This window comes from Neorhizobium huautlense, from assembly GCF_002968575.1.
Classification (GTDB): Bacteria; Pseudomonadota; Alphaproteobacteria; order Rhizobiales; family Rhizobiaceae; genus Neorhizobium; species Neorhizobium huautlense.
This window is the reverse complement of sequence record NZ_PVBM01000028.1, coordinates 1-25,641: the sequence shown is the minus strand read 5'-3', so window position 1 is coordinate 25,641 and position 25,641 is coordinate 1. Positions and strand designations below refer to the sequence as shown.

Genomic DNA, 25,641 nt, shown 5'->3' with positions numbered 1-25,641 from the left:
TAGCAGTCTGGAACCCTTCTTAGAAATTATCTATAAGCACTGCAACCACGCCAGCGGCCGGCGTGATTTCCATCTTGCGCCGAACCTGAAGACCTAAAAGATCTTCTCGTGCGGACAGCGGAAATGGTCGCACCCGCATCCTGATGTGCATGAAGTGCATAGGCGTCCGCACGCGCGTGTTGGCTCTATATCAGCGGGGTTACTATCCGTGGCTAAATCTCTCGACAGTTTCAATTGTCGTTCTGTCCTCACCGTAGGCGGCAAGGACTATGTCTATTACAGCCTTCCCAAAGCCGAACAGAACGGCTTGGCCGGCGTCTCGAAACTCCCCTTCTCCATGAAAGTGCTGCTGGAGAACCTGCTCCGCTTTGAAGACGGTCAGTCGGTGACGAAGGAGCAGATTCTTGCGGTTGCCGAATGGCTGAACAACAAGGGTCTGGCTGAGGCGGAAATCGCCTACCGCCCGGCCCGCGTGCTGATGCAGGACTTCACCGGCGTTCCGGCCGTCGTCGACCTCGCGGCCATGCGCGACGGCATCAAGGCGCTCGGCGGCGATGCGGAAAAAATCAACCCGCTCGTTCCGGTCGATCTCGTCATCGACCATTCGGTCATCGTCGACGAATTCGGCACGCCGCAGGCGTTTGCGAGGAACGTCGAGCTGGAATACGAGCGCAACGGCGAGCGTTACCGCTTCCTGAAGTGGGGTCAGCAGGCGTTCAAGAATTTCCGCGTCGTTCCTCCGGGTACCGGCATCTGTCACCAGGTTAATCTCGAATATCTCGGCCAGACGGTCTGGACCAAGGACGAGGACGGCGAAACGATCGCCTATCCGGACACCTGCGTCGGCACCGACTCCCATACCACGATGATCAACGGCCTTGGCGTCTTGGGCTGGGGCGTTGGCGGGATTGAAGCCGAAGCGTCCATGCTCGGCCAGCCGGTCTCCATGCTGCTGCCTGAAGTGATCGGCTTCAAGCTCACCGGCAAGCTCAAGGAAGGCGTCACCGCGACCGACCTCGTGCTGACCGTCGTGCAGATGCTGCGCAAGAAGGGCGTGGTTTCCAAGTTCGTCGAATTCTTCGGTCCGGGCATGGACAACATGCCGCTCGCAGACCGCGCAACGATCGGCAACATGGGCCCGGAATACGGCGCGACCTGCGGCTTTTTCCCGGTCGACGGCGAAACCATCAACTACCTCACCATGTCCGGCCGCACGCATGAGCGTATTGCGCTGGTTGAGGCCTATTCCAAGGCTCAGGGCATGTGGCGCGAAGGCGACGGTTCCGACCTGGTCTTCACCGACACGCTGGAACTCGATCTCGGCGACGTCGTGCCGTCGATGGCCGGCCCGAAGCGTCCGGAAGGCCGCATCCCGCTTGAAAACATCGCGTCCGGCTTCGCCACTTCGCTCGAAGGCGAGTACAAGAAGCCGGGCCAACTCAGCAACCGTTACGCTGTCGAGGGTACGGATTTCGATCTCGGCCACGGCGACGTGGCGATTGCCGCGATCACGTCCTGCACCAATACGTCCAACCCGTCGGTACTGATCGCTGCCGGCCTTCTCGCCCGCAATGCGGTCGCCAAGGGCCTCAAGTCCAAGCCATGGGTCAAGACCTCGCTCGCACCGGGATCCCAGGTCGTCGGCGAATATCTTGCCAAGTCCGGCCTGCAGGCCGATCTCGACAAGCTCGGCTTCAATCTCGTCGGCTTCGGCTGCACCACCTGCATCGGCAACTCCGGGCCCCTGCCGGCGCCGATCTCCAAGACGATCAACGACAAGGGTCTCATCGTTTCGGGCGTGCTCTCGGGCAACCGTAACTTCGAAGGCCGCATTTCCCCTGACGTCCAGGCCAACTACCTCGCTTCGCCGCCGCTCGTCGTTGCCTACGCGCTCGCCGGCACGGTGCAGAAGGACCTGACCAGGGAGCCGATCGGCGAAGACCAGAACGGCAACCCGGTCTATCTCAAGGACATCTGGCCGACCTCGCACGAAGTGCAGGAATTCATCCAGAAATACGTCACCCGCGAACTCTACGAAACCAAATATGCCGACGTCTTCAAGGGCGATGCGAACTGGCAGGCGGTCAAGGTTCCTCCGGGCGATACCTATGCATGGGACGACAAGTCGACCTACGTGCAGAACCCGCCCTACTTCGTAGGCATGGGCAAGAAAGGTGCAGGTCTCAAGGATATCAAGGGCGCCCGCGTCCTCGGCCTCTTCGGCGACAAGATCACCACCGACCATATTTCTCCGGCCGGTTCGATCAAGGCGGCATCGCCCGCCGGTGCCTATCTCACGGAAAACGGCGTCGCCGTTGCGGACTTCAACCAGTACGGCACGCGCCGCGGCAACCATGAAGTCATGATGCGCGGCACGTTCGCCAATATCCGCATCCGCAACCACATGCTCGGTCCGAACGGCAAGGAAGGTGGCTACACCATCCACTATCCGTCGAAGGAAGAGATGTCGATCTACGATGCGGCCATGAAGTACAAGGAAGAGGGCGTTCCGCTCGTCATCTTCGCCGGTGTCGAATATGGCAACGGTTCGTCGCGCGACTGGGCCGCAAAGGGTACCAATCTGCTTGGCGTCAAGGCCGTCATCGCCCAGTCCTTCGAGCGTATCCATCGCTCGAACCTGGTCGGCATGGGCGTCGTCCCGTTCGTCTTCGAAGAAGGCACGACCTGGGCTTCGCTCGGTCTCAAGGGCGACGAGACCGTCACCATCGAAGGCCTGGAAGGCGACATCAAGCCGCGCGAGTGGAAGACCGCCAAGATCACCTATGGCGACGGCACGGTGAAGGAGATCAACATCCTTTGCCGCATCGATACGCTCGATGAAGTCATCTACATGAACAACGGCGGCATTCTGCAGACCGTTCTGCGGGATCTTGCCGCTTAAAGGCGATTGATCTGCACCCGCCGGAGGTTTTCCGGCGGGTGCATTCCGCTCCTGAATTTTCCCGCGTTACCTTCCGAAGGTCCGGCTACCTTGGCCATCGTCATCTTCATCGGAATGGCCGTCACCGTTTTCCTGACATCCCTGCTTTCGGGAATTTTCGGGATGGCGGGCGGGCTGATCTTGCTCTGGGTCCTGCTTTTTCTCTATCCGGTCGGGACCGCGATCGCCATTCATGGCGTCATCCAGATGGTATCGAACGGGTCCCGCGCCTGGTTCTCGCGCGCCTATATCGAATACAAAATCCTTGGCATCCTCGGCTTGGGGCTGATCATCTCAAGCATTTTCCTGCTGATCGTCGACTACCAGCCGAACATCATCGTCGTGCTGATCGCAATCGGGCTGATGCCGATCCTTGTGTGGCTGCCGGTCTCGAAGCTCCAGCTCGATGCCTCGAAACCGTCCCATGCGCTTGTCTGCGGCCTGATCGCGGGAGCCTTGACGGTCGGCGTCGGTGTTTCCGGACCGACAATCGACATCTTCTTCATCCGCACCATGATGGACCGGCGCAAGGTGATCGCAACCAAGGCGGCGATCCAGGTCGCCTCGCATGCCACCAAGGTCGTCTTCTACTGGAATGCGGCTTCGGTTCTGCCGCCGACCGATTGGATAGCTATTCTGATCGCGGCGCCGATCGCAATTTTCGGGGCGCGCGCCGGCAATGGCATCCTGCAGCGGATAACGGATGCGGACTTCAGGGCCTGGACGCGCTGGATCGTGACGGGCGTGGGCGCGGTCTATTTCGCCCAGGGCCTTTTGAAGCTGATCTGACCGCGGCTGACGGCCGAAGAAGATCGGATTGGATGGCGAAACAATGGCGATCAAATATCCGGTCTTCACCCCTTCGTGACTTTCTCTTGACGGGAGGGGGTGGTTACCTTCCGCCGTCCCGCGCGTTAGGCTCTTGATCGCCGCGAGCAATAGTGGATAACAGATGCCCTGATAAGGAGGTCCACCGCCGATGCCGTTCCGCTCCATTTCTCTGGTCCTTCTTGCGAGCCTGGTCTCCGCCGGCGCTGCGTTTGGGGGCGAGGTGAGGGCTCCCAAGGGCGTCGTCGAGCTATTTACCTCGCAAGGTTGCTCCTCCTGTCCGCCGGCGGATGGGACGCTGCGCGATCTGGTCGTGCAGGGGGATGTGGTCGCGCTTTCCTATCACGTGGACTATTGGAATTATCTCGGCTGGACCGACACCTTGAGTTCCAGGGAAAATACCGAGCGTCAATATGGCTATGCGAAGACGTTGGGGCGAAGCGGCGTCTACACGCCGCAAGCGATCATCAACGGCCGCGAGCATGTAAAAGGCACCGATCTTGCCCTTATCAACGATAAGGTGAAGGGCCTGAACGACAGCGGCAACGGGCTGAACGTACCGGTGACTGCCGCCATGCGGGGAGACGAGATTGAGATCGAGATCGGTGAAGGCAAGGGTCAGGCGGACGTCGTTGTCGCTTACTTCACCAAGCGTCAGCAGGTGGATGTCACCAAGGGTGAGAACAGCGGCAAGACCATGGAATACTGGCACAGCGTCTACGACGTGCAATCCGTCGGCACCTGGAACGGCCAGAGCATGAAGCTCAATCTCCCGGGTAAACTGATGGGTAAATCGAAGAAGGACGGCTGCGCGATCCTCTTGCAGACTTCGGGTGCCGGAGGGGAGCCCGCGGCCATTCTCGGAGCTACAATTCTCATGGCTGGCCGCAAGAAATACTGATCCGCCGCAGCCCGGCTTCGTCCGTTCAGGGAGAATCGGTCGGCGGCCCGATCCAGGAACATTGGGGGGCTGGGGGTAAGGGTCAATGCACCGGATCGGGCCATATGGCGCTAGGAACGCGCCAACCGATAGGCGCCAATCTCGCTTTGAAATCTGGCGCTGTTTTGTCCGAAATAGGGCGAGAATAAAAAACGCCAAGTCCTCTCCACAGCTCGGCGATCCCCGGGGTTGCATTTTTCGGGCTCTCGGGCAGACTGTCACATCTCCGACATTTGTGATTTGGGAGCCTTGATGACCGATCAGCCGGAATTGCCGGGGCGCGAAAGAACGCAGGAAGCCACCGTCGTCAATCTCCACGAATACCGGCAGAACCGCGATCCCGTTCCTGTTACCTTTCACAGACGCGAGCTCGACGCGATTCTGAGGATCTATGGGCGCATGGTAGGCGAAGGAGAATGGAAAGACTACGCGATCGATCATCTCAGGGATCGGGCGGTCTTTTCCATCTTCAAGCGGTCGGGCGAGATGCCGCTTTACCGGATCGAAAAGAATCCCAAGCTAGCCGGGAAGCAGGGCGCCTATTGCGTGCTCAACACCCACGGAATGATCCTGAAGCGTGGCCATGAACTGCCGCAGGTGCTCAAGGTCTTCGACAAGATTTTGAAACTGATTGACTGAGCCTTATCCGGCAAACAGAGTGCCGGGATAGACACTTGGGTCTGGATCGGTTTCCTTGCCCTCACCGAGAGAGATCTGCATCAGAACCGTATCCAGCCATTTCCCATGCTTGAAGCCGGTGCCCTTGAGCGTGCCGGTCATTTCGAAGCCGAGACTGGCATGCACCGCTACGGAAGCCGGGCTCGCCCCGCCGATGACGGCGATCATCTGCCGGAAGCCGAGCGCCTCGCAGCGGATAAGGAGCTCCTTCAGAAGGGCCTTGCCCACTCCTCTGCCGCGCGCTTCCGGAGCGAGATAAATGGAATCCTCCACCAGCCACCTGTAGGCCGGACGGGTCCGGAAGGCCGAGGCATAAGCATAACCGAGCAAGGCCCCGTTCTCGCCTTCTGCGGTGATGTAAGGATAGCCCTTCGCTTTGATCGCTTCGAAGCGGCTCGTCATCTCGACTTGGTCCGGCGGGACGATTTCGTAGCTGGCCGTACCGTTGAGGACGCTGTCGCGGTAAATTTCAGTAATGACTGGGAGATCGGAGGGAGAAGCGTCGCGAATGCGGAAAGTCATGGAGGGAAATCACTGGCAGGTGAAAGAATGTCGTATCGCCCAGCCTATGCGGCGGCTTCCAGCGGGGCAACAAAAAAGGCGGCTGAGGAGCCGCCTTTTTCTATTCATGCCCTGCAGGCTTATTCGTCGCGGTTGCCCATGAACTGCAGCAGGAACGTGAAGAGGTTGATGAAGTCGAGGTAAAGCGTCAGTGCGCCCATGATCGCCTTGCGACCCATAACGGCAACGTCGTCGCCATCATAGTACATTTCCTTGATCTTCTGCGTATCGTAGGCGGTGAGGCCCGCGAAGATCAGCACGCCGATCACGGAGATCGCGAAGCCCATCGCAGAAGACTGCAGGAAGATGTTGACGATCGAGGCGATGATCAGTCCGAACAGACCCATGATCAGGAACGTGCCGAAGCCCGACAGATCCTTCTTGGTCGTGTAACCGTAGAGCGACAACGCGCCGAAGGAGGCGGCGGTCACGAAGAAGGTCTGCACGATGCTCTGGCCGGTGAAGACCAGGAAGATCGAGGACAGAGACAGGCCCATCAGCGCGGCATAAACCCAGAAGGTCGTCTGCGCGGCCGCGACGCTCATCGAATTGATGCGGAAGCTCAGGAAGAAGACCATCGCCAGCGGAGCCAGCATGACAACCCATTTCAGCGGGCTGGTATAAAGGAGCTGGCCGAAAGCCGTAAGCTGGCCGTCGGCAACCGCCATCTGCCATGTCAGGAAGGCCGCTACACCGGTGATCGCAAGCCCGAGCGCCATCAGGTTGTAAACCTTGAGCATATAGGCGCGAAGGCCTTCATCGATCATCGCGCCCGACTGGGCGCCAGCGCGCGCCATTCGGTTCTGGTAGTTGTTAAAGTCAGCCATTGTTTCCTCTTTAAGCTCCGGAATTATTCACGGTGTCGGGCCCCCTTATCTTCAGACCCAGGCGCCGCTGCGGAGCTCCAGCAAGCCTACCCGCAAATATGATGTGATATTGCTTTACATACAAGAGGTGTGGCGAGCGAAAACGCAAACCACTACGGCAATTTAGCAACCTGAAGACGTTATGACGGCAAGTTTATCGGCGAACATGGGCGTGCAATCATCCCAGGGTTGAATCACAGTTCGCGGAGCACAGGCGCAGCTTTCTGCCCAAGGATACGCCAGGTTCCTGCGAGGCCGATTCCGACTGTAAGAACGAGAGATATAGCGAGCGTAAGGACCGCGACATCCGGCAGGAACGTCGACGGCAGCCTCATGATGCGGCTGACGACAAACCAGGCGGAGATGCCGCCGGCAAGCAGCGCAAAGACGGCGGTTGCTGCGCCGAGCATCATGTATTCATAGCTGAAGGCGCGCATCAGCATGCTGCGGGTCCCGCCCAGGGTCTTGAGGATGACGGCGTCGTGGGTCCGCGCCCGGTTGCCTGCCGCAAGGGCGCCGGCCAGGACAAGAACGGAAGCGATGAGGGCGACAGCGGCCGCGGCCCGGATGGCCGTGGCCAGCTGGGCGACCAGCTGGTTGACAATGTCGATCGCATCCTTGACGCGAACGCTGGTGATCGTCGGATAGGCATTTGTAACGGAGCGAAGGATCGCGGCTTCCTGTCCGGCTGTCGCAGAAGGGTCAGTAAGGGTGGCAAGCCAGGCGTGCGGCGCGCCGCGGAACGTATTGGGCGAGAAGACCATCACGAAATTGATGGAAAGCGATTCCCACTCGACGTTTCGGAAATTGGCGATGCGGGCGGTAATGTTGCGGCCGAGCACGTTGACGGTGACGGTGTCGCCGAGTTTCAGTCCCAGTTCGCCCGCCTCTTCGGCGGAAAACGAGACCAGCGGCTCTCCGCTATAGTCGGATGGCCACCACTGGCCGGCGGTCAATGTCGAGTTGGCAGGCAGCTTTTCCTCGTAGGTGATGCCGCGGTCGCCGCGCAGCACCCAGCGACCGGCGGGGGGCACGTTCATCTGCGTGACATCCTGGCCGTTGAAGGCCAGAATCCTGCCGCGAAGCATGGGCACTTGCGTGACGGAACCCTCTGGCGAATGCTGCTTGAGAATGTCCAGGAAGCCTTCGCGCTCGGAGCTCTGGATGTCGACGAAGAAGAAATTCGGAGCCTGCCTGGCGATCTGGCCCGTGAGCTGCCGGCGCATATTGCCGTCGATCAGGGCAAGCGTCACAAGGAGAGCGAGGCCAAGGCCCAGCGAGAGTACAACGGAAGGCGTGAGCGCGCCGGGCCTATGGATATTGCCGATCGCAAGCCTCAACGCCGGCGAATTCACACGCGGGCTCCGGCGGGCAAGGCCGGCAATCAGGACTGCGACGAGGCGAAGCAGAACGAAGGCTGCGGCGACGGCGGCGAGAAACACGGTGGCGACGAACCTGTCTTCGGCGGTGACGATCGACAAAGCCGCGAGAGCGGCAAGCGCAGCCGCCGCTGCTATCAGATAGGGCCAGGAGGGTAGCCGGACGTTGTCGAAACTCTGCTCACGAAAAAGTGCCGTTGCCGGTACTTCGCGAGCATGGCCGAGCGGCAGGATCGCAAAGGCAAAGGTGATCAACAGCCCGAAGAGGGCGGCATAGAGAAGAGCGGAGGGGTAGAATGTCACCTCCTTCGGAACCGGAAGAACGCCTTCGAGAAACTGCAGGGCAACGAAAGGTGCTACCGCGCCGATCGCCAGCCCGATCGTGATTCCGACAACCGCCAGCAACAGGATCTGGATGAGATAGATCAACGTCACGACCGAAGCGGGCGCGCCGAGGCATTTAAACGTAGCGATCGTCGTCCGCTTTGCGTCGAGGAAAGCCCGCACGGCGTTGGCGACACCGACGCCGCCGACGATGAGTGCGGTGAGGCCAACCAGTGTCAGGAACTGCGAGAAGCGCTCCACATTTTCCGTCAGCGACGGTGCTGCGCGGTCGCTCGAACGGATCGACCAGCCGGCGCTCGGGAATTCGCGATTGGCACGGCCGGTCAGTGTCGCGCGAATTGACGGGTCGTCGAGTTTGATTTTGTAGGCATGCTCGACAAGGCTGCCGGTGGTGATGAGGCCGGACGCCAGGAGCGCCTCCCTTCCGATCAGCAGGCGGGGTGCAAACCCTAAACCGTCGGACAATGCATCGGGCTCGGCGGCGATCGTCCCGCGCAGCGTCAGCTTCACATTGCCGAGCAAGATCTGGTCGCCTTGGCGGAGTCCGAGGCGTTCCAGCAGCAAGGGGGCGGCCAATGCACCAAAACCATCGCTGTCTTTGGCGAGCAGATCGGGAAGCGGCGCCGAAGGTTCAGAGCGGAAGGTTCCGTAAAGCGGATAGAGGTCGTCAACCGCCTTGACCTCTGCAAGCGCCTGTTCCGAACCGTCCGGCTTGCGGGCCATCGAGCGCAGGCTGGTTGAAAGGCTTACCTCGCCCAAGCTGTCGAGGAAGGCACGCTCCGCTTGCGTCGCTTCCCGATTGTTGAGTTCGAAGCGAACGTCGCCCGCGAGGATTTCCTGCCCTTGGCTGGCAATGGCGCCCGTGATGGCGCGCGAAACCGAGTTTACCGCAGCAATCGCCCCGGTACCGAGCGCGATACAGGCGAGGAAAATATAAAACCCTGCCAGGCCGCCGCGCATTTCGCGCAGTGCCAGGCGGAAAGAAATGGAAAGGCGGGGGAAGACGCGGTTCATGCAAGAACCGCCTGAACCGGATGATGGATCGCACTGTCGCCGACGATTTCACCGGAGCGGACCCGGATCTGTCTGGAGCAGCGGGCAGCGAGCGCATTGTCGTGGGTGACGAGCAGCATGGTCATGCTACGCTCCGCCTGCTTGGCAAACAAAAGGTCGGCAATCTGCCGACCGGTTTCCGCGTCGAGATTGCCGGTCGGCTCGTCGGCGATCAGCACGGAAGGCGACGGCGCGAGCGCGCGCGCTATTGCCACGCGTTGTTGCTCGCCGCCGGAAAGCTGACCGGGATAATGGCTAAGGCGTTCGCCGAGACCGACGGCGGCAAGTTCCCGTTTGGCGATGTCGAACGGGTTCTTCACGTTCGCAAGCTCCAGCGGTACGGCGACGTTTTCCAGCGCAGTCATGTTGGCGATCAGGTGGAAGGACTGAAATACGATGCCGATCTTTCGCCCGCGAAATTCGGCGAGCGCGTCTTCGGAAAGCGCATGAAGAGGTGCGCCGTCGATGACGATCTCTCCGCTGTCCAGACGCTCCAGACCGGCGAGCACCATCAAAAGGGTGGATTTTCCCGAACCGGAGGGCCCAACGATGCCGACCGCCTCATTGGCCCGGATCTCCAGGTCGATGTTCTTCAACACATGCACCGAGGCCGCCGCGCTGCCGAGGGTGAGATCAGCCTTCTTCAGCGTGATGATGGTTTTAGTCAAAGCAAAGCTTCCTATATTGGCCTTGAAACGGGCATTCCGTCGCATGACAGTGGCGTCCAATCTAGGAGACGAACCGTGAGTTTTAAAGCAAGCGCCCTTCACTTCATCGTCATGTCGGCGCTTTTGCTTATCGGATTGCCGGCGGTCGCTGAGGACCGGTCGATTCAGCTCATCGGCTTCGGTGACAGCCTGATGGCGGGCTACCAGCTTGCGCCTTCGGAATCCTATACCGCCCAGCTCGAGGCGGCGCTCAGGGCAAAAGGCCACAATGTGGCGATAACCAATGCAGGCGTCTCAGGCGATACGACCTCCGGTGGCCTTTCGCGCATCGACTGGTCGGTGCCGGACGGGACAGACGGCGTCATCCTGGAGCTCGGCGCCAACGATGCGCTTCGCGGCATCTCCCCGGAACAGTCGGAGCGAAACCTCGATCTCATGCTCGCCCGCCTGAAAGAACGGGGGATTGCGGTTTTTCTGATCGGCATCCTTGCCCCTCCGAATATGGGCGGCGACTACGCCCAACGCTTCAATCCGATCTACCAGCGGCTTGCCGACAAATATGGCGTGCCGCTCTATCCATTTTTCCTCGACGGGGTGACGACAGTGGAGGGAATGCAGCTCGAAGATGGCATGCATCCCAACGCCAAGGGGGTTGCAGTAATGGTCGAGAAGACGATCCAGCCTGTCGAAAGCTTCCTGGGGGAGATTAAGGATAACGGCAAATAACATCTTGCACGGAACCCCGTTGCATGATTCGCTGTTAACATCTGCAAAGATTCGAGGAGGTCCCTATGCCGAGACTATTCACCGCCCTCGAAATTCCACGCAATGTAGCAATGAGCCTATCACTGCTGCGCGGCGGGCTTCCCGGAGCCCGATGGATCGATGTGGAGAATTATCACATCACCCTGCGCTTCATCGGAGATGTCGATGGCCGCACGGCCGACGAGATCGTCGACCGGCTGGACCGTATCGACCGACCGGAATTCCAGATGACCTTGACCGGAATCGGTTCGTTCGGGTCCAAGAAGCCTCATTCGGTGTGGGCCGGGGTTGCTCCATCGCCGGACATCTACGCACTTCAGGCGGAAATCGAACGGATCTGCCAGCGCATCGGCCTGCCGCCGGATCCGCGCAAGTTTACTCCGCACGTTACTCTGGCGCGGCTCAAGAACTGCCGGCTGGACGACATGGTGCAATATCTTTCCGGCCGCGGCAATTTCTACACCGCGCCATTTACCGTCTCACGCTTCGTGCTGCTGTCATCGAAGGAATCCGTCGGCGGTGGGCCGTATCTGACGGAAGAGGTCTTCCCGTTGCAGGATATCAGCTACGGCAACGCCCATGCCGCAGATCTGGAACCGGTGAAGGGCCTCCTTTAAGGAGCGCTTTCGCATGAACTACGAAAAGTTGGATACGGCCGCTGCCGAACGCGAGCTCGCCTTACTGGACGGATGGGAGCTGAAGGCGGAAGGCGACGCCATCTTCAGGAGCTTCAAATTCAAGAACTTCATAGAGGCCTTCGGCTTCATGACGGAATGCGCCATGCGCGCCGAGAAGCTCAATCATCATCCGGAGTGGGCGAACGTTTATTCCCGGGTGGATGTGCTGCTGACGACGCACGACGCCGAAGGCCTGACGGACCTTGATTTCAAGCTGGCCAGAGCCATGGACAAGGCATTCTCCTGCCGCAATTGAACTGCATTTTCCGGGCGCCCATATTGGGTACACGCGGCAAATGCCGAGCGAAGGGAGAAACCATGGACAATGTGAAGATTGGTGAGATCCTCCTGCCGGGTGACGAGGAAACGCAAGAACGCCAGGAGCGGCAGGTGCGTGCGAAGTTCTGGCCGACGCTGAAGCGCGCCGTCAGGCAGGTTCCCTTCAGTCGCGACCTGGTTGCCGCCTATTACTGCGCCGTCGACCGTCGTACGCCGGCACGGGTGCGCGGCGTATTACTTGCAGCTCTTGCCTATTTTGTCCTGCCAGTCGATTTCGTGCCCGACGTCTTCGCGCTTGTCGGCTTTACGGACGATGTCGCCGTATTGGCCGTCGCTTTCCGGATGATCCAGGGACATATCGCCGATCGCCACTACGACGCCGCCGACGAGGCTCTCGCGGACAATCCGGAGACAGCCGGTGCGGGCGCGAAATAACGGCTCTTCCCTCAAACCAGCGAGGCCGGCTCTTCGAGCGCCTTGCGGAGCCGTTCGAAAGCAAGCCTGATGCGCGATTTCACGGTACCAAGAGGGATGCCTGTCGAAGAGGCTATCTCCGAATGGGTCTGGCCGAGGAAAAAAGCCGCGCGCACGAGCTGCATCTGTTCATCGGGAATATTCTCGAGCGCGGCCCGCACCCTTGCATCACTTTCTGCCCGTTCGAGCAGGATATCCGCACTCGGCACTTCGGGGGGGCAAAACCAGTATTCGCTGATCTCTATCTGCCGATGTTTAGCCCGGCGGTCCCTGTCGATGCGGCGGTTGCGTGCGATCCGATAAAGCCAGGTTGAAAGGGAGGACTGGCTGGGGTCATAAAGATGCGCTCGATGCCAAAGAACAGCCATGACCTCCTGCACCAGTTCCTCAGCCTCGTCCGGCTTCATCGAGCGTTTGACGAGCCATGACTTCAGACGAGGAGCGAAATGGTCGAACAGCGTTGCAAAAGCCGTCTGATCGCGGTTGTCGGCCACCGCCTTGGCCAAATTGGCGAAGTGGTCTTTCTCATCCAGGTCCATCTAATTTACGCAAACTTTCCCATAGGAGGCCCCGTCATATTCGCCCATTCTAATGTCATATAGGGACCGAGGAAAAGGACAAACTCTTGCCCCAATCCTTGTGTCACTGATTGACAAACCACATGAAAAATTCCCCGCCAGATGAAACTTGGAGATAGTTGCGAGGAGGATGTCCACGCAGGGGCGTGGCGGTGGATGGGACATTTACAGTATTTCAACGGTGCGATTGACGCTTTGGTAACCAGGATTAAGTCAAAATGAACCGAATCAGGATCATGCCTGGCAAAGGCTTGCCCGCTCGGGCCGTTGCAAGAAGACAAAACCGGCAGGAGACCATGTCTGTAAAAACAATCGCAACCGCACTGGCACTCACGCTGGCGAGCGCCGGCGTCGTTTTCGCTCAAACCCCAACGCGCATCCAGCAATTCAAGGCGTGGGGTGCTTATTCCTATAAGTCGGGCAATAGTACCGTCTGCTATGTACTGTCGGTTCCGACCGCCAAGGAGCCGGCAAGCGTCGACCACGGCGATATCTTCTTCATCGTGACGCAGCGCCCGGGCCAGAACATCTCCTACGAGCCGCAGGTGATGGTGGGCTATCCGTTGCAGTCGAATTCCAAGGTCACCGTCACGATCGACAACAAGAACTTCGTGATGTTCACCAAGGACAAGGCCGCCTGGGTGGAGAATGCTGCCGAAGAGCCGGCGCTGGTCGCAGCCATGAAGACCGGTCAGAACATGAGCGTCCGCGCGGTCTCTGGCCGCGGTACCAAGACCTCCTACGCCTATTCGCTCTCGGGCATTTCCGCTGCGCTGAAGCAGATCGAAGCCTGCAAGTAAGCTCTGTTGCACTGATGGTTGAAGAAGGGCCGGCCTCTCGCCGGCCTTTCGCGTTTCAGCAAGAATGGACGCGGCGGCAATTTAATGATAAAGGCCCTGACAACGAAGGTCAGGCGCCAAAGCGCCCCTATGACCGAGATTGGTTTCACATACAGACATGCGCTCGCCGCTCCGCTTCAGAACCGGGGGCAAGGCCATGTGTTCGATGGGATAAGAGAATGTCGGTATCCGAGGCCATTATGGCCCCCCTCAAGACGCCGCTCGTGGCGCGTCCGGACCTGATGTCCGGTAAGCCCTCCCTGATCGGGCTGACGCGCGAGATGATGGCGGATGCGCTGAAGGAAAAGGGCGTGCCGGAAAAGCAGGTGCGCATGCGCGTCAGCCAGCTCTGGCATTGGCTCTATATCCGCGGCGTTTCCGATTTCGACGCCATGACCAATGTGGCGAAGGACATGCGGGAGATGCTGAAGACGCATTTCACCATCTCCCGCCCCGAGATCGTCGAGGAGCAGATCTCAAGCGACGGCACCCGCAAATGGCTGCTGCGGTTTCCCCCGCGCGGCGCCGGTCGTCCGGTGGAGGTCGAGACGGTCTATATACCGGAGGAAGGCCGCGGGACGCTCTGCATTTCGAGCCAGGTCGGCTGTTCGCTTACCTGTTCATTCTGCCATACCGGCACACAGCGGCTGGTGCGCAACCTGACGGCAGAAGAGATATTGGCCCAGCTGCTGCTGGCGCGGGACCGTCTCGGGGATTTCCCGGGTACGGACACGCCGCCCGGCGCCTTCGTGCCGACCGGCGAGCGCAAGATCACCAATATCGTCATGATGGGTATGGGCGAGCCGCTTTATAATTTCGAGAGCGTCAAGACCGCATTGCTGATTGCGACCGACGGGGACGGCCTGTCACTGTCGAAACGGCGCGTCACGCTATCGACCTCCGGCGTCGTTCCGGAAATCTACCGGACGGGCGAAGAGATCGGCGTCATGCTGGCGATCTCGCTGCATGCGGTGCGTGACGAACTGCGCGACATGCTGGTGCCGATCAACAAGAAGTATCCGCTAAAGGAACTCCTGGAAGCCTGCCGTAAATATCCGAGCCTGTCGAACGCCCGCCGCATCACCTTCGAATATGTGATGTTGAAGGACGTCAACGACAGCCTTGAGGACGCCAAGCTGCTGGTGCAGCTCCTGAAGGGCATTCCTGCCAAGATTAACCTGATCCCGTTCAATCCCTGGCCCGGGACGAACTACCAATGTTCCGATTGGGCCCAGATCGAGAAATTTGCCGATTTTATCAACCAGGCGGGTTACGCCTCGCCGATCCGCACGCCGCGCGGCCGAGATATCCTCGCCGCCTGCGGCCAGTTGAAGTCGGAATCGGAGCGGATGCGCAAGACCGAGCGGCTGGCCTTCGAGGCGATGATGATCGCCGGCCACGGCGAGGACGACTGAAAAAAGGCCGGTTCGACCGGCCTTTTCTCTATCTGGCTTGGGTAAAAAAGATTTTTGCCGCGAAGATCGAAAAGACCCCGGCGAAGGTATAGTCGATGCCGCGCAGCACCTTGGGGTTGGCCTGCAGCCAGCCCGAAAGCCAGTCGGCGGCCAAGACCACGATCAGGTTCACCGGCATACCGATGACGATGAAATAGAAGCCAAAGAAGATCAGCTTGCCGGTGACGTGCGGATCACCCGCGGTGACGAACTGCGGCAGGAAGGTCATGAAGAAGATGATGACCTTGGGATTGAGGATATTGACCCAGAACCCGGTGGAGATATTGGCAAGCGGGCTGCTCACCGTCTGCTCCACCTTGTCCACCTTAAAATTGGAGCCGAAGCGGATCGCCTGGATCGCCAACCAGAGCAGGTAGGCAGCCCCGCCTGTCTTGAGAATGAAGAACGCGGTGGGCGAGGCGGTAATCAGCGCCGAGATGCCGAAGGCGACCAGCAGGGTGTGGCAGACGACGCCGAGGCTGGTACCGAACACGACGAAGAGCGCCGGCCGCCGTCCCTGCGCCAGCGCGCGGCTGATAGACAGCGTCATGTCCGGGCCGGGCGTCAAGGCGAGCAGGAGACCCGCAGCGGTGAAGGCGAGAAGAGTTGCGATGCTCGGTAGAAAATCCATGATGCGCTCGATAGCCGGACAGAGGGAGTTCCCATTTATCCGGCTTTCGAGGCGATGCCAAATCAATCAAGGTCTGGAGATGAAATCTTTCGCGGCGTCGGCGAAATCCGGATGCCAGCGCGAGAGCGGAGGACGGTTTTCGATGATGTCACCGACCGCCCAGGCCATGCGTCGCTCATCGGTGGCCCGGTCGACGTCATTGTCCGGGCAGAGGATGTAGAAATCGCCGCGCTCCAGGCTCGTCAGCATGAACTCCACCGTTTGTTCCGGCGTCCAGGCGCCGTCGGGTTTTTCGGTGCGGTCGCCTTTCGTCAGGCCGGTAAACACGAAGCCGGGGATCAGCAGATGCGCCGAGAGCTTGCAGTTGGGCGTGTTGCGCAATTCGTGCTGGAGCGCTTCGGTGAAGGCTTTGACGCCGGCCTTGGCGACATTGTAGGCAGGGTTGCCCGGCGGCGTGGTAATACCCTGCTTCGAGCCGGTGTTGATAATGAGCGACGATTCGCCATGGGCGATCATGGCCGGACCGAATGTCCGCGTGCCGTGGATCACCCCGAGCAGGTTGACGGCGAAAATGCTGTCCCAGTTTGCCTGTGGCCCGAATATCGTGCTTCCGGGGCTGATTCCGGCATTGTTCATCAGCACATGCACGCGGCCGAAGCGTTGCAGGACTGCCCGTTCCAGAGCCTCGATCTCCGCCGGTTTCGAGACGTCGGTGCCGATTGCTGCGACATCGGTTTCGCCATCCTCGGCGAGGGCGGCCACCTCGCGGCAGGCCTCCGCCAGTTTGTCTCCTTCCAGATCTGCAAGCACGACGGAGAGACCCATGCGGGCAAACTCTTTGGCGGCAGCCAGACCGATGCCGGATGCGGCTCCGGTGACGACAGCGACATTATCCTTTTTCAGAGCGGGATGAGTGATGGTCATTGCAGATCTCCTCTATGGCGCTGCTGTTCAAAGGTCCGGCCGGATATGGAGCCCGCAGCAAAGCGCGTCAACATGACACCATCGTTATGATTGCCCGGTTTTTCTTGCGTGCCCCAAGAAACTCGCTAAAAGTGCCGCAATTCCCGACCCGGCGGTTTTCCGAAAACCGCCGCCACCCGCAGACGGACCTGAAATCGACATGGCACTTCCGAAAGACGTTAAGAAAGTCGTTCTCGCCTATTCCGGCGGTCTCGACACCTCGATCATCCTGAAATGGCTGCAGACCGAACTCGGCGCCGAAGTGGTGACGTTCACCGCCGACCTCGGCCAGGGCGAGGAACTGGAGCCGGCCCGCAAGAAGGCCGAGATGCTGGGCATCAAGGAGATCTATATCGAGGACGTCCGGGAAGAATTCGTTCGCGACTTCGTCTTCCCGATGTTCCGTGCCAACGCCGTCTATGAGGGCGTCTACCTGCTCGGCACTTCGATCGCCCGTCCGCTGATCTCCAAGCATCTGATCGAGATCGCCAAGAAGACCGGCGCCGATGCGATCGCCCATGGCGCCACCGGCAAGGGTAACGACCAGGTCCGTTTCGAACTCTCGGCCTATGCGCTGAACCCGGATATCAAGGTGATCGCGCCTTGGCGCGACTGGGCCTTCAAGAGCCGCACGGACCTTCTCGAATTCGCCGAGAAGAACCAGATTCCCGTCGCCAAGGACAAGAAGGGCGAAGCGCCGTTCTCCGTCGACGCGAACCTTCTGCACTCGTCTTCTGAAGGCAAGGTTCTGGAGGATCCGGCCCAGGAAGCGCCCGAATACGTGCATATGCGTACGATTTCCCCGGAAGCGGCGCCGGACAAGGCGACCGTCATCAAGGTCGGCTTCAAGCGCGGCGACGCGGTCTCGATCAACGGTGTCGAGATGTCTCCCGCAACGCTCTTGGCGACCCTCAACAGCTACGGCCGGGACAACGGCATCGGCCGTCTCGACCTCGTCGAGAACCGCTTTGTCGGCATGAAGTCGCGAGGCGTCTACGAAACACCCGGCGGTACGATCCTGCTTGCGGCTCACCGCGCGATGGAATCGATCACGCTAGACCGCGGCGCGGCACACCTCAAGGACGAGCTGATGCCGCGTTACGCAGAGCTTATCTACTACGGCTTCTGGTTCTCGCCGGAGCGGGAGATGCTGCAGGCCCTGATCGACAAGAGCCAGGAGCATGTCGAAGGCGAAGTGACACTGAAGCTCTACAAGGGCAATGTCATGGTCATCGGCCGCGAGAGCGAGAAATCGCTCTATTCCGACCAGTTGGTGACCTTCGAGGACGACCAGGGCGCCTACGACCAGAAGGATGCGGCGGGCTTCATCAAGCTCAATGCGCTACGCCTCAGAACACTCGCGAAACGCAACCTGCGCAAGTAGGAGCCGTACAAGCAGTTCATCGAAACCAGCCCGCCTCCCAGAGGCGGGCTTTATTCGTTTCGGCTGGCGACAAGGAAGCCCAGATAACCGAGCACCGCGATGATGTGCATGGCCGGGATGACGCTGCCAAACGCTGCCAAGGGCGCACCGATCCATGCGATGAGAACGCCTCCGACAAACCCGGCCCCCATCTGGATGAAACCCATCAGCGCGGATGCAGAACCGGCGATATGCGGGAACGGGGCAAGGCCCGCGGTCGTAATGTACGGGCTGATGAAGGCGGTGCCGAAAGTGCAGATCGCCACCGGCCCCATGACCGAAAGAAAAGAAGGTGGCAGGAAATAAACGGACAGCGCCATAATGACGCCGCCGCTGCCGCTGAAGACGAGCCCGAAAACCGGTGCCTTGCGGCCGGGAAGCCATTTCGACGTCAAGCGCAGACACAACGATCCGATCAGATAGAACCCTGACTGCATCAGCATGCTCATCCCGTATTGGGTAGGGGTGAGCCCCACGTCATCAATCAGGATGAAAGGCAGGGCAGTCGCCTGCGCATAGAGCGCGCCTATACAACCTGCCAGGACGATCGCAGCAAAAAGAAATCTTACCTGCACGGCGATTTCGCAATAGGCGCCAAGCAGCCGGAGCGGTCGAAGCCTGCTGCGGTCAGGGACCGTCGTCTCTTTCAGATAGACGGTTGAAAGAAAGACGAGGATTGCACCGAAGCCGACCATCAGCAGGAAAACGGATTTCCAGCCGAAGGCAGCGAGCGTGAGGCCGCCGATGGTCGGCCCGGCGGCGGGACCTATAGCCAGAATGATGCCCATCGTGTTCATGATGCGCGCTGCTTCCGCGCCAGTGAACTGGTCGCGAACGATGGCGCGCGAGACCGTGATGCCAACCGAGGCTCCAATGCCCTGGATCAGGCGGCCCGCGAGAATCCATTCGACCGTCGGAGCAAAGACGGCAAGCAATGAACCGCCGAGATAGATGGCCAGGAAGCTGAGCGCGGCGGATTTGCGGCCGAACGCATCCGATACCGGGCCGGCGACAAGCTGCGCCAGCGCAAAGCCTGCGAAATAGAGCGACAGCGACATCTTGATGGCGGCTTCGGTGGTGTCGAACGCCCGCACCAGCTCCGGCATGGCAGGTGTATAGATCGCCATGGAGATCGGCCCGATTGCCGTCAGCAGGGCGCCGATCACAGTCGTGCGGCGCTCGCTCATAAGCGCTGGCATGGGGGGCATGTTACCGGCTTTCATCGGACGAAAACTGCGGCGCCTGGGAAAGATTGATTGCCTGAAGCCTGACATTGAAGACGGCCAGGGTGTCCCGCAAGATGCGATTCTCCTCACTGTTCAGGCCGTCGGTTGCCTGCGCCAGAATGATATTGAGCTCCTTGCGGATCGCGCAAATCATCTCATCGGAGGCAGGTGTCAGGTTTATCCGTTTCGCCCGGCGATCAGAGGAGCACTGCTGCCTTTCGATGAGGCCGCGCTCCTGCAGTTTATCGAGATAGGAGCAGACCGTCATCGGCTCGATACCCATGCGGCTTGCGATGTCGAGCTGCCGGCTGCCATCGGCGGCAGCGATGCTCATGAGAGCCCGTGCCTCGCCGGGTGTGAGACCAAGACCCGCCTCGGCGATGCGACGCTCGAAGGCTGCTCGGAGAAGGCGGGCGCTGTCGACGATCAGAAAACCCAAGGGATCCATCTCAGGGCCAGCCTCCGCAATTGCATCGGAGAATTTCATAAGGCCCCCTTACTATCTTTTGGAAGGAAGGCAAATGAAAAACCCGTGTCCGCTCGCATTGACAGCGACAAAGGGCGCAGCAACACTGGGTACTGCCTTTTCACTGGAGCCTGCCATGTCCTCTTCGCTGCTTGCCGGCGCGTTTCTTGCGGCTCTGGCCTACACACTCATTCCAGGTCCCGCGTTCCTGGCGCTTCTCGGCATCGGCGCCGGGCAGGGACGTCAGGCGGGCGCCTTTTTCATGGGAGGGCATCTGGCGGGAGATATCCTTTGGTCCGCCCTGGCGCTGGTGGCTATCATTGGAGCAAAGACTGTTGGCACGACCGTCTTCGACATCCTTGGCGTTGTTTGCGGCCTCTATCTCGGCTGGATTGGCTGGAGTGCATTGCGGGCAAAGCCGAAAGAAGATGGCGGCGCTTTAATGGCTGTCGAGCGCCCCTTGAGGCGTGGCCTGATCTTCGGGCTGACCAATCCCAAGGGGTATCCAGTGGCTCTGGCGACCTTCACGGCACTGCTTGCCGGCTCGTCCGACGCGCTGGATTTCGCGGGGCTGCCGATCCTGCTGGCCGTCTCCCTTGTCGGGTTCCTGACCGCAGACCTCGTGCTGATTGCTATTATCGGTGCAGGTTTCGTGCGGCGCTTCTACCGCAGGCATGAAAGGGCGATCGTGCGGCTTTCCGGGCTGCTGTTCATCGGATTTGCACTGCAGGCACTTTGGCACTCGGCGCCAAATCTTTTCGGCGTTCGCCGGGCGTAAGGCTGTCGGCCTTCAGATTTCGAGGAAGGCCATGACGGAGCGCAGGACGTCGGCGCGGTGCGCATCCCCAAGCGATATCGCGATCTCGAGCTGGTTTCGGTAAAAATCGTGGAAGTCGAATCCTGTCTCGTCGGTAACTTGCGACAGATCGACAACTTGCCCCTGGGCATCGACGGCATGCGTCGGAAGCTCCTCGGAAAGCGTGATATAGGTATCTTGGTCGATCTTGCCGGCCTGGTAGTTCTCCAGGGCCAAGGCACGCAAATCGCGTGGGGTGATAGCCGAGAAATTGATCGGCAAGTCACCCGCTTCGGGCACCTGAAAGATGATCTGGCCGTGCCGGCTTTCCTGCTGTGAAGGCTTCTCGATCTTGGCGTTTCGAGAATTCTCCCTTTGAAGGAAATGGGTAGACCAGCGCAAGGAACTGATTTCCATGGCTATATCCCGAGTCACCGGATACTGGAAAAGAGGGTACCTGTGGGTGCTGCACCGCGTCAAATAGTTAATATACGTTAATTATGGGGTGTGATTTTTTGTCGAAAGTCAAAAACGCCGCAGCGGATACCCAATACGGCAACCTTCTCCTATATGAATGGCGACCCATCTTTCGAAGGATATGCGCATGTCTTCAAATCCTCCCGTGAACCCTGCTTTGGTGGAATGGAACGGCCATCATGGCCTGCCTCGTTTCGATCTGGTGAAAGATGAGGATTTCGCCCCGGCCTTCGATGCCGCGCTTTCGGCCCATGAGGGCGAGATCGAGGCCATCGCGAACAATCCCGAAGCCCCGAGCTTTGCCAATACCGTGGTTGCGCTGGAAACAGCAGGCGACGAACTCTCGCGGGTTTCGGCGCTTTTCTGGGGTAAGGCCGGCGCACATACCAACGAGACCATTCAGGGGCTCGAACGGGAAATGGCACCGAAACTTTCCCGCCACTATTCGAAGATCGGCATGAATGCCGCCCTCTTTTCCCGCATCGACACGCTTTGGGAAAAGCGCGCGGATCTGGGCTTGACCCTTGAGCAGGAGCGCGTGCTCGAGCGCCATTGGAAAGGGTTTGTCCGGGCTGGCGCCAAGCTGCCGAAGCCGCAGCAAGAGCGGTTGGCGGACATCAACGAGAAACTCGCCGGTCTTGGCGCGAAGTTCGGCCAGAACGTGCTGGCCGACGAAAAGAACTGGTCGCTGAAGCTCTCGGACGAAGCGGAACTCGAAGGGCTGCCCGAGATGTTGCGAGATGCAATGGCGGCAGCGGCCCGCGAGCGGGGGGAGGCTGACGGTTATGCCGTGACCCTGTCGCGTTCGATCATCGAGCCGTTCCTGACGTTTTCGACGCGCCGCGATCTGCGGGAACAGGCATTCAAGGCGTGGGTTGCGCGCGGGGCCAACGAAGGTGAAACGAACAATCTCGGCGTCGTTCGCGAGACATTGGCGTTGAGGGCCGAAAAAGCCAGTCTGCTCGGGTACGACAGTTTCGCGGCTCTCAAGCTCGACAACACGATGGCGAAGACGCCGGATGCCGTCAACACGCTGCTTCGCCAGGTCTGGGAAAAAGCACGAGCCAAAGCGCTGGAGGAAGAAGCGAGCCTCGGCCGCCTGATTGCCGAAGAAGGCAAGAACCATGAGGTGATGCCCTGGGACTGGCGTCATTACGCGGAAAAGCTTCGGCAGCGGATGTTCGATTTTTCCGAGACCGAGCTGAAGCCCTATCTCCAGCTCGAAAAGATCATCGAGGCATGTTTCGACGTCGCGGAACGGCTCTTCGGCATCAAGGCCGTCGAAGTAAAGGGTATCGAGGCCTACCACCCGGACGTTCGGGTCTTCGAGATCCGCGACAAGGATGGCGCGCTGAAGGCGCTTTTCCTGGGTGACTATTTCGCCCGCGCGTCGAAAAGGTCCGGTGCGTGGATGAATTCGTTCCAGTCGCAGCACAAGCTGACGCTGAAAAACGGTAAGCAGGGCGAGTTGCCGATCATCTATAACGTCTGCAACTTCGCCAAACCTGCGGAAGGCAAGCCGGCCTTGCTGTCGCTGGACGACGCGAGAACGCTCTTCCACGAATTCGGCCATGCGTTGCACGGCATGCTGTCGGATGTAACCTATCCCTCCGTTTCCGGCACCGGCGTTGCGCGGGATTTTGTCGAACTGCCGTCGCAGCTTTACGAACACTGGCTGACCGTGCCCGAAATACTCGAAAGATATGCCGTTCATTACGAAACCGGCAAATCGATGCCGAAGGCCCTGCTCGACAAGGTGCTGGCAGCCCGCACCTTCAACGCCGGCTTTGCCACCGTCGAGTTCACGTCCTCGGCCCTGGTCGACATGGCCTTCCATACGCGTGGTGCCGTGGAAGACCCGATGGCGGTGCAGAAGCAGGTGCTGGACGAAATTGGCATGCCGGCTTCGATCGTCATGCGCCACGCCACGCCGCATTTCCAGCACGTCTTTGCAGGCGATGGCTATTCGGCCGGCTACTATTCCTACATGTGGTCGGAAGTGCTCGATGCGGACGCCTTCTCGGCTTTCGAGGAAACGGGCAACGTCTTCGACCCGGTGATGGCGCGCAAGCTGAAGAACAATATCTATTCGGTGGGCGGCTCGATCGACCCGGAGGATACCTACAAGGCGTTTCGCGGCAAGCTTCCCGACCCGCAGGCCATGCTGAAGAAAAAGGGTCTTGCGATGGTCGAGGAATTGGCCGGCAGCGACGCCTGAGCGTCTTTGCATAGCTGCCATCGACGCGGCCCCCTTTCGCAAATGCGAAAAAGCATGTAATAGCGCGCCAACGAAATTTGGCGCGCCTTGTCATTTTGCCGCGCCGCAGCCTCAGAGATACACCATATGGCAATTCGCAACATCGCGATTATCGCGCACGTTGACCATGGGAAAACGACCCTTGTCGACGAACTTCTGAAACAGTCCGGCTCGTTCCGCGACAACCAGCGCGTTGCAGAACGCGTTATGGACTCGAACGATCTGGAAAAGGAACGCGGCATCACCATCCTTGCCAAGGCGACCTCGGTCGAGTGGAAGGGCGTGCGCATCAACATCGTCGACACTCCCGGCCACGCCGATTTCGGCGGTGAGGTGGAACGTATCCTCTCGATGGTGGACGGCGCGATCGTTCTCGTCGACTCGTCCGAAGGACCGATGCCGCAGACCAAATTTGTGGTCGGCAAGGCGCTGAAGGTCGGACTTCGCCCGATCGTCGCGATCAACAAGATCGACCGTCCGGACGGCCGCCACGAGGAAGTCATCAATGAAGTCTTCGACCTGTTTGCCAATCTCGATGCTACGGACGAGCAGCTCGACTTCCCGATCCTTTACGGTTCCGGCCGCGACGGCTGGATGAACGTCAATCCGGAAGGCCCGAAGGACGAGGGCCTCGCGCCGTTGCTCGACCTTGTGCTCAAGCACGTTCCGGAGCCGACCGTCGAAGAAGGTCCGTTCCGTCTGATCGGTACGATCCTTGAAGCCAATCCGTTCCTTGGCCGCATCATCACCGGCCGCATCGCCTCGGGCTCGATCAAGCCGAACCAGGCTGTGAAGGTGCTTGGCCAGGATGGCAAGCTGATCGAAACTGGCCGTATTTCGAAGATCCTCGCATTCCGCGGCATCGAACGCCAGCCGATCGAGGAAGCGCATGCGGGCGACATCGTGGCGATCGCCGGTCTCTCCAAGGGCACCGTTGCCGATACCTTCTGCGATCCGTCCGTCACGGAAGCCATGAAGGCGCAGCCGATCGATCCGCCGACCGTCACCATGTCCTTCATCGTCAACGACAGCCCGCTTGCCGGCACCGAAGGCGACAAGGTTACGTCGCGCGTCATCCGCGACCGTCTCTTCAAGGAAGCGGAAGGCAATGTTGCGCTGAAGATCGAAGAAGCGGAAGGCAAGGATTCCTTCTACGTTTCCGGGCGCGGCGAATTGCAGCTTGCCGTCCTCATCGAGACCATGCGTCGTGAAGGTTTCGAGCTTGCCGTTTCGCGTCCGCGCGTCGTCATGCACAAGGATGAAAACGGCACCCTCATGGAGCCGATCGAAGAAGTCGTGATCGACGTCGACGAGGAGCATTCGGGCGTCGTCGTGCAGAAGATGTCGGAGCGCAAGGCCGAAATGGTCGAACTGCGCCCGTCCGGCGGCAATCGTATCCGCCTGCGGTTCTATGCACCGACGCGCGGCCTGATCGGCTACCAGTCGGAGCTTCTGACCGACACGCGCGGAACGGCGATCATGAACCGCCTGTTCCACGATTATCAACCCTTCAAGGGCCAGATCGGCGGCCGCGTCAACGGCGTGCTGCTCGCCAACGCTGCCGGCGAAGCCGTGGCCTACGCGATGTTCAACCTGGAAGACCGCGGTCCGATGATCATCGAGCCGGGCGAAAAGGTCTACCAGGGCATGATTATCGGCATTCACAGCCGCGACAACGACCTTGAGGTCAACGTGCTCAAGGGCAAGCAGCTCACCAACATCCGGGCTGCCGGCAAGGATGAAGCTGTGAAGCTTACGCCGCCGATCCGCATGACGCTCGACCGTGCGCTTTCCTGGATCCAGGACGACGAACTGATGGAAGTGACGCCGAAGAACATCCGGCTTCGCAAGATGTTTCTCGATCCGAACGACCGCAAGCGCTACGAAAAGTCGAAGCTCGCGGGCTGATCTCCTAACCTCACTTTGCAGACTTCAAACCCCGGTAGAGATCAGGCTGTGTGGAAACGATTGGCAAATCAGTTAAGATGGCCACCTCGGGATCGGGGTGGCCATTTTCATGGGATATATTTTCGGTTTGGATCGGGAGCAGGCATCGCTTTTGCCAGCTCGGATTGAG

General features: G+C 59.8%; 24 protein-coding genes. 14 read left to right on the top strand and 10 right to left on the bottom strand.

Going from position 1 to position 25,641, the window contains the following annotated elements:
• Positions 1 to 208 precede the first annotated feature (208 nt).
• The 4 genes from acnA (at position 209) to C5L12_RS23345 (ending at position 5,348) form a co-directional block, all read left to right on the top strand.
• Positions 209 to 2,902, top strand: a complete 2,694-nt coding sequence (gene acnA / locus C5L12_RS23360) for an aconitate hydratase AcnA (RefSeq protein ID WP_105374450.1) — start codon at positions 209 to 211, stop codon at positions 2,900 to 2,902.
• A 90-nt stretch (positions 2,903 to 2,992) separates the two neighbouring features.
• Positions 2,993 to 3,730, top strand: coding sequence for a TSUP family transporter (locus tag C5L12_RS23355; protein WP_205839374.1), 738 nt, complete (start codon positions 2,993 to 2,995; stop codon positions 3,728 to 3,730).
• 190 nt (positions 3,731 to 3,920) lie between these two features.
• Entirely contained in the window at positions 3,921 to 4,670 is a 750-nt protein-coding gene (locus C5L12_RS23350; protein ID WP_105374449.1) for a DUF1223 domain-containing protein, read from the top strand.
• 291 nt (positions 4,671 to 4,961) lie between these two features.
• Positions 4,962 to 5,348, top strand: a complete 387-nt coding sequence (locus C5L12_RS23345) for a DUF2794 domain-containing protein (RefSeq protein ID WP_105374448.1) — start codon at positions 4,962 to 4,964, stop codon at positions 5,346 to 5,348.
• 3 nt (positions 5,349 to 5,351) lie between these two features.
• Here C5L12_RS23345 and C5L12_RS23340 read toward each other — a convergent pair whose 3' ends face one another.
• The 4 genes from C5L12_RS23340 to C5L12_RS23325 all read right to left on the bottom strand — a co-directional run bounded on the left by C5L12_RS23340 (position 5,352) and on the right by C5L12_RS23325 (position 10,259).
• Entirely contained in the window at positions 5,352 to 5,909 is a 558-nt protein-coding gene (locus tag C5L12_RS23340; RefSeq protein WP_105374447.1) for a GNAT family N-acetyltransferase, read from the bottom strand.
• Positions 5,910 to 6,028: 119 nt separating this feature from the next.
• Positions 6,029 to 6,775, bottom strand: a complete 747-nt coding sequence (locus C5L12_RS23335; RefSeq protein ID WP_105374446.1) for a Bax inhibitor-1/YccA family protein — start codon at positions 6,773 to 6,775, stop codon at positions 6,029 to 6,031.
• Between the two features lie 233 nt (positions 6,776 to 7,008).
• On the bottom strand, positions 7,009 to 9,552 hold the full coding sequence (locus C5L12_RS23330) for an ABC transporter permease (protein ID WP_105374445.1): 2,544 nt from the start codon (positions 9,550 to 9,552) through the stop codon (positions 7,009 to 7,011).
• The gene (locus C5L12_RS23325; RefSeq protein WP_105374490.1) at positions 9,549 to 10,259 is read right to left on the bottom strand and encodes an ABC transporter ATP-binding protein; all 711 of its coding nucleotides are present in this window, start codon (positions 10,257 to 10,259) and stop codon (positions 9,549 to 9,551) included. Before C5L12_RS23325 ends, C5L12_RS23330 begins: the two co-directional genes overlap by 4 nt.
• 75 nt (positions 10,260 to 10,334) lie before the next feature.
• On the opposite strand from C5L12_RS23325, the gene C5L12_RS23320 reads away from it, so the two are divergent.
• From C5L12_RS23320 to C5L12_RS23305, 4 genes are all read left to right on the top strand, one after another.
• Positions 10,335 to 10,985 carry an arylesterase gene (locus C5L12_RS23320; RefSeq protein ID WP_105374444.1) on the top strand — a complete coding sequence of 217 codons (651 nt, stop codon included), beginning with the start codon at positions 10,335 to 10,337 and terminating at the stop codon, positions 10,983 to 10,985.
• 65 nt (positions 10,986 to 11,050) lie between these two features.
• Positions 11,051 to 11,641: an RNA 2',3'-cyclic phosphodiesterase gene (thpR, locus tag C5L12_RS23315; protein WP_105374443.1), complete on the top strand. Its 591-nt coding sequence runs from the start codon at positions 11,051 to 11,053 to the stop codon at positions 11,639 to 11,641.
• A gap of 13 nt (positions 11,642 to 11,654) precedes the next feature.
• Complete coding sequence (locus tag C5L12_RS23310) at positions 11,655 to 11,957, top strand: 4a-hydroxytetrahydrobiopterin dehydratase (RefSeq protein ID WP_105374442.1); 303 nt, start codon at positions 11,655 to 11,657, stop codon at positions 11,955 to 11,957.
• 62 nt (positions 11,958 to 12,019) lie between these two features.
• Entirely contained in the window at positions 12,020 to 12,415 is a 396-nt protein-coding gene (locus C5L12_RS23305) for a YkvA family protein (protein WP_105374441.1), read from the top strand.
• Between the two features lie 11 nt (positions 12,416 to 12,426).
• Here C5L12_RS23305 and C5L12_RS23300 read toward each other — a convergent pair whose 3' ends face one another.
• Entirely contained in the window at positions 12,427 to 12,993 is a 567-nt protein-coding gene (locus C5L12_RS23300) for a sigma-70 family RNA polymerase sigma factor (protein ID WP_105374440.1), read from the bottom strand.
• A gap of 335 nt (positions 12,994 to 13,328) precedes the next feature.
• Between C5L12_RS23300 and C5L12_RS23295 the strand changes: the two genes are divergently transcribed.
• On the top strand, positions 13,329 to 13,832 hold the full coding sequence (locus C5L12_RS23295) for an invasion associated locus B family protein (RefSeq protein ID WP_105374439.1): 504 nt from the start codon (positions 13,329 to 13,331) through the stop codon (positions 13,830 to 13,832).
• A gap of 239 nt (positions 13,833 to 14,071) precedes the next feature.
• Entirely contained in the window at positions 14,072 to 15,286 is a 1,215-nt protein-coding gene (gene rlmN / locus C5L12_RS23290) for a dual-specificity RNA methyltransferase RlmN (protein WP_105374489.1), read from the top strand.
• 28 nt (positions 15,287 to 15,314) lie between these two features.
• On the opposite strand, the gene C5L12_RS23285 is transcribed toward rlmN, so the two are convergent.
• Positions 15,315 to 15,956 carry a LysE family translocator gene (locus tag C5L12_RS23285; RefSeq protein WP_105374488.1) on the bottom strand — a complete coding sequence of 214 codons (642 nt, stop codon included), beginning with the start codon at positions 15,954 to 15,956 and terminating at the stop codon, positions 15,315 to 15,317.
• 66 nt (positions 15,957 to 16,022) lie between these two features.
• Complete coding sequence (locus C5L12_RS23280; protein ID WP_105374438.1) at positions 16,023 to 16,880, bottom strand: SDR family NAD(P)-dependent oxidoreductase; 858 nt, start codon at positions 16,878 to 16,880, stop codon at positions 16,023 to 16,025.
• Positions 16,881 to 17,079: 199 nt separating this feature from the next.
• Between C5L12_RS23280 and C5L12_RS23275 the strand changes: the two genes are divergently transcribed.
• Positions 17,080 to 18,303, top strand: a complete 1,224-nt coding sequence (locus tag C5L12_RS23275) for an argininosuccinate synthase (RefSeq protein WP_105374437.1) — start codon at positions 17,080 to 17,082, stop codon at positions 18,301 to 18,303.
• A 50-nt stretch (positions 18,304 to 18,353) separates the two neighbouring features.
• On the opposite strand, the gene C5L12_RS23270 is transcribed toward C5L12_RS23275, so the two are convergent.
• Complete coding sequence (locus C5L12_RS23270) at positions 18,354 to 19,550, bottom strand: multidrug effflux MFS transporter (RefSeq protein ID WP_245423003.1); 1,197 nt, start codon at positions 19,548 to 19,550, stop codon at positions 18,354 to 18,356.
• A 1-nt stretch (position 19,551) separates the two neighbouring features.
• A complete protein-coding gene (locus C5L12_RS23265; protein ID WP_425350822.1) occupies positions 19,552 to 20,055 on the bottom strand; it encodes a MarR family winged helix-turn-helix transcriptional regulator in 504 nt (167 codons plus the stop codon).
• Positions 20,056 to 20,170: 115 nt separating this feature from the next.
• Here C5L12_RS23265 and C5L12_RS23260 point away from each other — a divergent pair, with 115 nt between their 5' ends.
• Positions 20,171 to 20,812 (top strand): LysE family translocator, encoded by a 642-nt coding sequence (locus C5L12_RS23260; RefSeq protein ID WP_105374436.1) that lies wholly within the window; start codon positions 20,171 to 20,173, stop codon positions 20,810 to 20,812.
• 12 nt (positions 20,813 to 20,824) lie between these two features.
• On the opposite strand, the gene C5L12_RS23255 is transcribed toward C5L12_RS23260, so the two are convergent.
• Positions 20,825 to 21,247, bottom strand: coding sequence for a hypothetical protein (locus C5L12_RS23255; protein WP_105374435.1), 423 nt, complete (start codon positions 21,245 to 21,247; stop codon positions 20,825 to 20,827).
• Positions 21,248 to 21,434: 187 nt separating this feature from the next.
• Here C5L12_RS23255 and C5L12_RS23250 point away from each other — a divergent pair, with 187 nt between their 5' ends.
• Together C5L12_RS23250 and typA are read left to right on the top strand one after the other, a co-directional pair.
• Positions 21,435 to 23,525 (top strand): M3 family metallopeptidase, encoded by a 2,091-nt coding sequence (locus C5L12_RS23250; RefSeq protein ID WP_105374485.1) that lies wholly within the window; start codon positions 21,435 to 21,437, stop codon positions 23,523 to 23,525.
• Between the two features lie 126 nt (positions 23,526 to 23,651).
• Positions 23,652 to 25,472: a translational GTPase TypA gene (typA, locus tag C5L12_RS23245; RefSeq protein ID WP_105374434.1), complete on the top strand. Its 1,821-nt coding sequence runs from the start codon at positions 23,652 to 23,654 to the stop codon at positions 25,470 to 25,472.
• Positions 25,473 to 25,641: the final 169 nt, after the last annotated feature.